The organism is Sphingomonas sp. (assembly GCF_040398505.1).
GTDB lineage: Bacteria > Pseudomonadota > Alphaproteobacteria > Sphingomonadales > Sphingomonadaceae > Sphingomonas.
The window spans coordinates 1-7,324 of sequence record NZ_JBBATX010000115.1 but is presented as its reverse complement, the minus strand read 5'-3'; the positions used below and the strand labels follow the sequence as shown (position 1 = coordinate 7,324).

The following is a 7,324-nucleotide window of genomic DNA, read 5'->3' as shown; positions in this document are numbered from 1 at the left end:
TTTGGAGGATTTGGACGTCGAAGTTGCGGTTTTGCACGGGATTCGCGCCGAGGATATGGCGGCGGCGCTGCGTGGCGATGCGCGCCCGGTGCTCAATACCGCCGCGCAGATCGCGCGCTGGCGCGAGGCCGGGGGCGGGCGCTGCGACGTGATGGTCGATACCGGCATGAACAGGCTTGGCGTCTCGGTCGAACAGGTGCAGCAGGGGCTGCTCGACGGGCTGCAGATCGACACGCTGATGAGCCACCTTGCATGCGCCGACGAAGACGCACCTGCCAATGCCCGGCAATGCTCGGCGCTGCACGCGCTGCGGGGTCGAACTGCTGCACGGCGGCTGAGCCTCGCCAATTCGGCCGGCATCGCGCTCGGTGCGGATTATGCGTTCGACCTGACCCGGCCCGGTCTTGCGCTATACGGTGGCGTGCCGCGCCGGGAGTTGGCGGGGGTCGTGCGGCAGGTCGTCACGCCCGAAGCGCAGATCCTGCAACGCCGCACTCTCGCGGCCGGCGAGTCGGTCGGGTATAATGCGCGCTACACTGCGACAGCGCCGACCGAGGTCGCGATCCTTAATATCGGCTATGCCGACGGCTATTGGCGCGGCTTTTCCAATGCGGGCGCGGCGCGGGTCGGAGATGCCGCGCTGCCCGTGCTCGGGCGCGTGTCGATGGATTTAACCGCGATCTGCGTCGATGCGGCACCGCTGCTCGCCGAGGGCGACTGGGTCGAGCTCGACTATACGCTGCCACACGCCGCGGCGCTGTCGGGCATGTCGCAATATGAGTTGCTGACCGGGCTGGGCGCGCGCGCCCAGCGGGTTTGGGGCTGAACTGAGTCCGCCGTCACATTTCGATACCGGTGCCTGAAGACAAAAAAGGGGGCGAAGGAAAGTCCTTCGCCCCCAGTTGGTTCGTTTTCGTGCCCGATCAGAAGCGAGCGCGGAAGCCAGCGTGGTAGGCGCGGCCGGTGTACCGGAAGATCGCGGTACCTCCGCCGTTTGCCAACGTACCCAACGGCGGAAGCTGATCGAAGACGTTGTCGACACCAGCATAAAACTGGAACGCGTCCTTCTTGCCGCCATCGGCGAGGTTCCACGTCATCTGAAGATCGGAATAGGTGATCAACGGATATTTGATCGGCGCCGAAGCGTCGATGTTTGCGGCCGGGTTGCCATTGACCGAGTTGAAGTTGGCGTACGACGTGACGTACTGCGGCCCGATCAGATGCAGACGATATCCGAACGTCACGGCGCCGACGGCCAGGTCGGTATCCCACTGGAATTCGTCCATGGGGTTACCGATGTTTTGGAGATTGTGAGTCTCGAAGTTCGGGTTGGTCGGATCCTGATAATCGCTGTTCACCAGCGTGTGAACGTAGATCATGTTTGTACTGATCTTTACGTCCGACGACAGGTTGGTACGATAGGACAAGTTGAAGTCGATGCCTTTGCGAATACGCTTCGCGAAGTTGAGCGGCGCCTGGATCAGCGAATTGGCGAGAACCGCACCCGGCAATTCACCGGCGGGACCTGCACTCGACGTCAGGTTACGCGCGAATGCCGTGCAGAACACGTTGTTTAGCGTCGCTGAGTCATAGCACTGATTGACGATCGTCTGGGCCGCAACCGACACGATGATGTTGTTCACGCGGATGTTGTAATAATCCACCGTGAGCGCCAGGCCGGGGATAAAGCGCGGCTGGAAGACCCCGCCGAACGTCCATGAGTCGGACGATTCCGGCTTCAGGTTCGGGTTACTTCCGCTGACGATCGGGAGCGAGACACCGTTTACGAGATTGTCGCGCTGCGCTTGGGTCAAGGCTGCCGTGCAGTTCGTGGTACGAGCAGCGTTGGCGCCGATGTTGTTCGCCTGGCAAGGGTCTAGGAAGCCGTTCGCGAAGTTCGGCACCAACGGGAAGCCGGTTTCCGAGACGTTCGGCGCACGGACCGAGCGACCATAATTGGCGCGGAAACGAATATCGCGGATAGGCGACCATTGCACGCCGCCGTTGTAGGTCCAGGTCGATCCCAGCTTCTTGCCATAATCCGAATAACGGCCAGCACCGGTTACCGATAGTTCCTTGAAGAACGGCACGTCTTGCAGGATCGGGAGCTGAACTTCGCCGAAAGCTTCCTTCACCTCGAACGCGGGGGGACTGAACAACGGGATCGAGACGCCGTTGGTATATCCGTCCGTGACAAACGAGTCCTGCTGATAAAATGCCTTCTCGCGGCGATATTCGCCGCCGAGCGCGAAGCGAACTGGGCCGCCCGGCAAACTGAACAACTGGCTGGAATCGCCATTCACATAGCCCTGAATGTCGAGCTGCGTCAGCTTCGCCTTCGCGTCGAATGCACGCGATAAATAGGCTACGGATGCGCTGTTGTCCGTCCCGCCGAAGGGGTTGTACGGCTTACAGGCTGCGATGTCGGCAGCCAGACGGTTGGCGTTGACCGTCGCATCCCCCGCTCCAGCGCGCTGGATCGCGAAAGCCGATGCCGCATCGAATTGCGCACGGCACTGGATTTGACCGGTGGCAGGATTACGACCGGCATCCATCGCAAGCGAGAAACGCTGACGATCGATGAAGCCGTTGGTGTTGGTCGTCTGGTTGAATTCACCGTAGTTCGCCGCAACTTCGTAAGACCAATCATCATTGAACTTTCCACGGAAACCGGCGACGACACGCACGGTGTCGCGCGTGAACTTCTCGTCGCGCAGACCCACGTCGAGCAGGTTCCGGGCGAGTTGGAAGCGATACGTGCCAGCCGCGATCTGCGCCCGTTGCGCGTCGGAAAGGTTGCCCGCGCGAATGATTGGGTTCGCTGTGGTCCCGAAATTTGTGAAGTTCGGGCAGGTCGCCGTCAGGCTGGTGTTGCAGTTGGAGGCGAGGATGAGGTTCGACAGCGTGGCAGCATCCGACGGGTTGAGGAACGGATTGTCCAGCCGCGGACGCTCGCGCGAATCGCCGATGTTGCCGGTGTTGCCCGAGCCGGTCTGGATGAACGACGGGCCAGCATTGTTACCGAGCGCCTTCACGCGGTCGAACTTCGCCTCGACGAAAACCTCAAGGGCCGGCGCGAACTCATAGTGCGACAACAGGTTGAAGTTGTAGCGCTCCAGGTACGGAAGGATCGAGATCGTCTGGCCTTCACGACCGGTTTGGCCGTTGCCGCCGGAGATGCTGCCAAACGGACCAGAACCGAAGCGTGAGCCCGTTTGCGGGGTCAGACGGCCGTCTGGTGTAAACAGGTACGTGCAGTTGAACGGAATGCCATTGCTGTTCGGCCCACCATTGTTGGCGAGCGTGCCGGTGCCGCAAAGCTGCTGAGCATTTCCGAAACCTTGCCCAGCCGCTATTTGCGCGGCTGTCTGCGGCGACTGCTGCTGGATCGGAATCAGGCCGTAAGGATTGATCGTGGCGCTGTGAAGATCCTGAACGTAGACCGCATCCGGGAAGCCGTCGCTGCCGTTGGTCAACCCGCCAATGTCGGTATCGACAGTGGCGATGGCGTTGTTCTGCCGAAAATAGGGAATGTCAGATGCGAAGACACGATCCTGATGCGAGTACTGACCGCTGATCGTGATGTTGCCACGACCGTCGGCAAAGTTGTGGCCGGCGAGCGCCGAAACAAACTGGTTTCCGCCGAAGCCGCCTTGGTTCAGGCCGGCCGAGCCACGGATTTGAACGCCCTGATACTCACGCTTCAGCACGAAGTTGACGACGCCCGCGATGGCGTCCGAGCCGTAAACGGCTGAGTTGCCGCCCGTCACGATGTCGACCCGCTCGATCAGGTCGTTCGGAATGGAGTTTACGTCCGGCGATACAGCGTTGACGAGGATGTCAGCCGCGACGTGACGGCGGCCATTAACGAGCACCAGGGTACGTGAGGTACCGAGGCCGCGCAGATCGAGCAGGTTGAGGCCGCCGATGCCGATACCTGAGCCGGGATTCTGCTGCGAAAATGAGCTAGATAGCTGCGGAAGATCATTCAGAACCGAACCAATGTTGGTTTGGCCCTGCGACAGCAGAGTATCGCCAGCGATCGACGTAACAGGGAGATCGGATGCCAGATTGGGGCTGCGGATACGCGACCCGGTGACGACGATGTTCTCGTCCTTCTTCTCGTCGTCCGCGGTCGGTGCGACTGTCGCGGTTTGCAGCGCGACAGCGGCAGTCGGTGCCGGTTCGGCAGCAAACGCAGCGGTCGGAAGGATAAACGACACGCTGGTCAACGCAGTCGCGGACAATAGCATTCGGAGCTTCATGGTTTCCCCCATTTACGGTCAAACGCGGCAGATTCTGCTCGGTTGCTGGGGAATGAAGTGGAATTTGCGTCGCAGCGCAAGCGGAACCTGTTTGGCCGATGAACGAACTATGACAGATTGACGGAACTGTTGCGCTTATACAACACGCGCTTCGGCGCGATCTGATGGCGGTGCCAAGCCGCCGGGCTTAGCGCTCAATACACATCGCAATGCCCATCCCGCCGCCGATGCACAGCGTGGCGAGGCCCTTCTTTGCGTCGCGCCTGGCCATCTCGTACAGCAACGTGGTCAGCACGCGCGCGCCGCTCGCGCCGATCGGGTGGCCGATCGCGATCGCGCCGCCATTGACGTTGACGCGCGCCGCATCCCAGCCGAGCTCCTTGCCGACCGACAGCGCTTGCGCGGCAAAGGCTTCGTTCGCCTCGATCAGATCGAGTTCGGCGATGCTCCACCCGGCCTTTTCGAGCGCGCGGCGCGTGGCGGGGACGGGGCCGATGCCCATGATCGACGGGTCGACGCCGGCCGACGCCCAACTCGCGATCCGCGCGAGGATCGGCGATCCGCGGCGTTCGGCCTCGGCGCGCGTCATCACCACCAGCGCTGCGGCGCCGTCGTTCAGGCCCGAGGCATTGGCGGCGGTGACCGTGCCGTCTTTCTTGAACGCGGGGCGTACGCTCGCCACGCTCTCGATCGTCACGCCGGCACGGATATATTCGTCATCGGCCACGATCGTGTCGCCCTTGCGCCCCGATATCGTGACCGCGGCGATTTCGTCGCGAAAGCGCCCCGACGCCCGCGCCGCATCGGCCAGATTCTGCGACCGCACCGAAAACGCATCCTGCGCTTCGCGGGTGATCTGATATTGCTCGGCGAGATTTTCGGCGGTGATGCCCATGTGATAGCGGTTAAAGGCGTCGGTCAGGCCGTCCTTGACCATCGTGTCGATCAGACTGAGGTCGCCCATCTTCTGCCCGGCGCGCAGCATTTGCGCGTGCGCGCTCATCGACATCGATTCCTGCCCGCCCGCGACGACGATCGTGGCATCGCCGGTCGCGACCGCCTGCGCCGCGAGCGCGACCGCGCGCAGGCCGGAGCCGCACACCTGGTTGACGCCCCAGGCCGGCACTTCCTTGGGGATGCCCGCCGCCATCGCGGCCTGACGCGCCGGGTTCTGGCCTTGCGCCGCGGTGAGCACTTGGCCGAGGATGACTTCCGACACGTCCGCGCCCGCAACGCCCGCCTGCGCGAGCGCGGCTTCGATCGCGATGCGGCCAAGCTCATGCGCTGGCGTGGCAGCAAAGGCACCGAGGAAACTGCCGACCGGAGTGCGCTTGGCGGCGGTGATCACGATGTCGCGGCTGGAATCTTGCATGGGGTGTCTCCGGGAAATGCGTCGCCGCTATTTAGGCGCAGGCAGCGCGTTTAACCAGCCCGACAGCGGTTCCCACATTTGCGTCCTGGCGCCGCGCCCGACGATCATGCCGACATGCCCCGCGCCGAGATCGTGCCGCGCGGGCAAGTCGGCGGCGCTGGCGGCGGGGACGATCCGGTCGTTCAGCGACACGAATTCGATCGCCGGGCAGGTGAGGGCGGCGGGCGTGATCGTCGTGCCCTTGATCTGCCAGCGGTGCGCGCCGGTTGCGTCGGCACCGACGAAATGCTCGAACACTTGTCGTCCGGTGGCAAAGGGCAAGGGCGCCCCGGCATTGGCCCAATCCTCCATCGCCACGAACTGCCGCGCCGCGGCGCTATCGGGTTCCATTGCCGCGAACGCCTCATATTTGGCGATCGTCCGCGCCGGATCGAGCCGCCAGAAGCCCGCTTGCAGGACTTCCATCGGCACCAGCCCCAGCGCCGCGCAGACCGGTTTCGCGGCGTGCCACAAGGCCGCAATCTCGCCGCGCGCCACCGCGCCGAACCCGGCAAAGGTCCAGGGCGACGCGATCAGCGCGAGGCCGGCGACCGGCGTCAGGCAGGCGGCGGCGAGCGCCATCGTGCCGCCGAGGCAATAGCCGACCAGCACCGGCGGCTCAGCGAATTTGGCGATCAGCGGGAGGAGGACGCGCTCGACGTGCGCCGTGACGTCCAGCTCGCGTGCGTTCGGCGGCGGCGTCCCCCAATCGAGCAGGAACGGGCGATGCCCCTGCTGTGCCAGCCAGCGCAGCAACGAAAGCTCGGGCAACAGGTCGAGAATGTGCGGCGGGTTGATCAGCGACGGGATGAACAGCACCGCCCGCCCGGTCGCGCCTTTCGCGCCATAGTCGCGCAAGCGCGCGGTGCCTTTGCGGAAACGGGCGGGCATCGGCTTGCGCGCGCGGCGGCGCGGAAAATCCTGATAGGCGCGCAATCCCGCCAGCGCCGCCGCGCGCCGCTCGGGCGATGCTGCGGTCTGTTCGCGCAGCATATCGAGGAACAACGGCAGCGGACGCGGCCCGTGTTGCGATGCGGTATCGAATGGTGGTACGGCGGAAGCAACCATAGGCGGGGAGCCTTTTTCATGAAGAAGACCATACCGGGTGATGGCCCGGTCACGATCAAGAAGTACGCGAACCGCCGCCTCTATAACACCGAGACGTCGTCTTACATCACGCTCGAACATCTTGCCGCGATGACGCGCGAAGGCCGCGATTTCAAGGTGCTTGATGCCAAGTCCGAAGAGGACATCACGCACAATATTCTGACGCAGATCATCATGGAAGAGGAGCAGCGCGGCCAGACGATGCTGCCGGTCAATTTCCTGCGCCAGTTGATCGCGATGTACGGCGATTCGATGCAGAATATGGTGCCGGGCTATCTCGAAGCGTCGATGGACAGTTTCCGCCGCAATCAGCAGCAGTTCAAGAGCGCGGTCGAAGGCGCGTTCGCCAATTCGCCCTTCGCCGAACTCGCCAAGCAGAATATGGCGATGTTCGAAGCCGCGACGCAGGCCTTCAAGCCCGGTGCCAAAGGCGGCCTCGGCACCGCGTCGCAAACCTCGGCCAGCAAGGATGACGAGATCGCCGCGCTCAAGGCCGAACTCGGCCGGTTGAACGAAAAGATCGAAAAGCTCGGCGACTGAG

Annotated in this window: 5 protein-coding genes; 2 read left to right on the top strand and 3 right to left on the bottom strand. The window is 63.3% G+C overall.

What is annotated here, in order from left to right; all coding sequences use genetic code 11:
* The coding region (locus tag ABWP09_RS12305; protein WP_353205423.1) for an alanine racemase at nucleotides 1-826 on the top strand (826 nt) is incomplete at its 5' end.
* Between the two features lie 97 nt (nucleotides 827-923).
* Here ABWP09_RS12305 and ABWP09_RS12300 read toward each other — a convergent pair.
* The 3 genes from ABWP09_RS12300 to ABWP09_RS12290 all read right to left on the bottom strand — a co-directional run bounded on the left by ABWP09_RS12300 (nucleotide 924) and on the right by ABWP09_RS12290 (nucleotide 6,744).
* On the bottom strand, nucleotides 924-4,265 hold the full coding sequence (locus ABWP09_RS12300) for a TonB-dependent receptor domain-containing protein (RefSeq protein ID WP_353205422.1): 3,342 nt from the start codon (nucleotides 4,263-4,265) through the stop codon (nucleotides 924-926).
* Between the two features lie 187 nt (nucleotides 4,266-4,452).
* A complete protein-coding gene (locus ABWP09_RS12295; protein ID WP_353205421.1) occupies nucleotides 4,453-5,637 on the bottom strand; it encodes an acetyl-CoA C-acetyltransferase in 1,185 nt (394 codons plus the stop codon).
* Nucleotides 5,638-5,664: 27 nt separating this feature from the next.
* Nucleotides 5,665-6,744, bottom strand: coding sequence for an alpha/beta fold hydrolase (locus tag ABWP09_RS12290; protein WP_353205420.1), 1,080 nt, complete (start codon nucleotides 6,742-6,744; stop codon nucleotides 5,665-5,667).
* Nucleotides 6,745-6,762: 18 nt separating this feature from the next.
* Here ABWP09_RS12290 and phaR point away from each other — a divergent pair, with 18 nt between their 5' ends.
* Complete coding sequence (phaR, locus tag ABWP09_RS12285) at nucleotides 6,763-7,323, top strand: polyhydroxyalkanoate synthesis repressor PhaR (protein ID WP_353205419.1); 561 nt, start codon at nucleotides 6,763-6,765, stop codon at nucleotides 7,321-7,323.
* Nucleotide 7,324: the final 1 nt, after the last annotated feature.

Coding starts and splice junctions, on each gene's coding strand:
- ABWP09_RS12295 (WP_353205421.1), bottom strand. CDS start 5,637: ATGCAAGATTCCAGCCGCGACATCGTGATCACCGCCGCCAAGCGCACT.
- phaR (WP_353205419.1), top strand. CDS start 6,763: ATGAAGAAGACCATACCGGGTGATGGCCCGGTCACGATCAAGAAGTAC.
- ABWP09_RS12300 (WP_353205422.1), bottom strand. CDS start 4,265: ATGAAGCTCCGAATGCTATTGTCCGCGACTGCGTTGACCAGCGTGTCG.
- ABWP09_RS12290 (WP_353205420.1), bottom strand. CDS start 6,744: ATGGTTGCTTCCGCCGTACCACCATTCGATACCGCATCGCAACACGGG.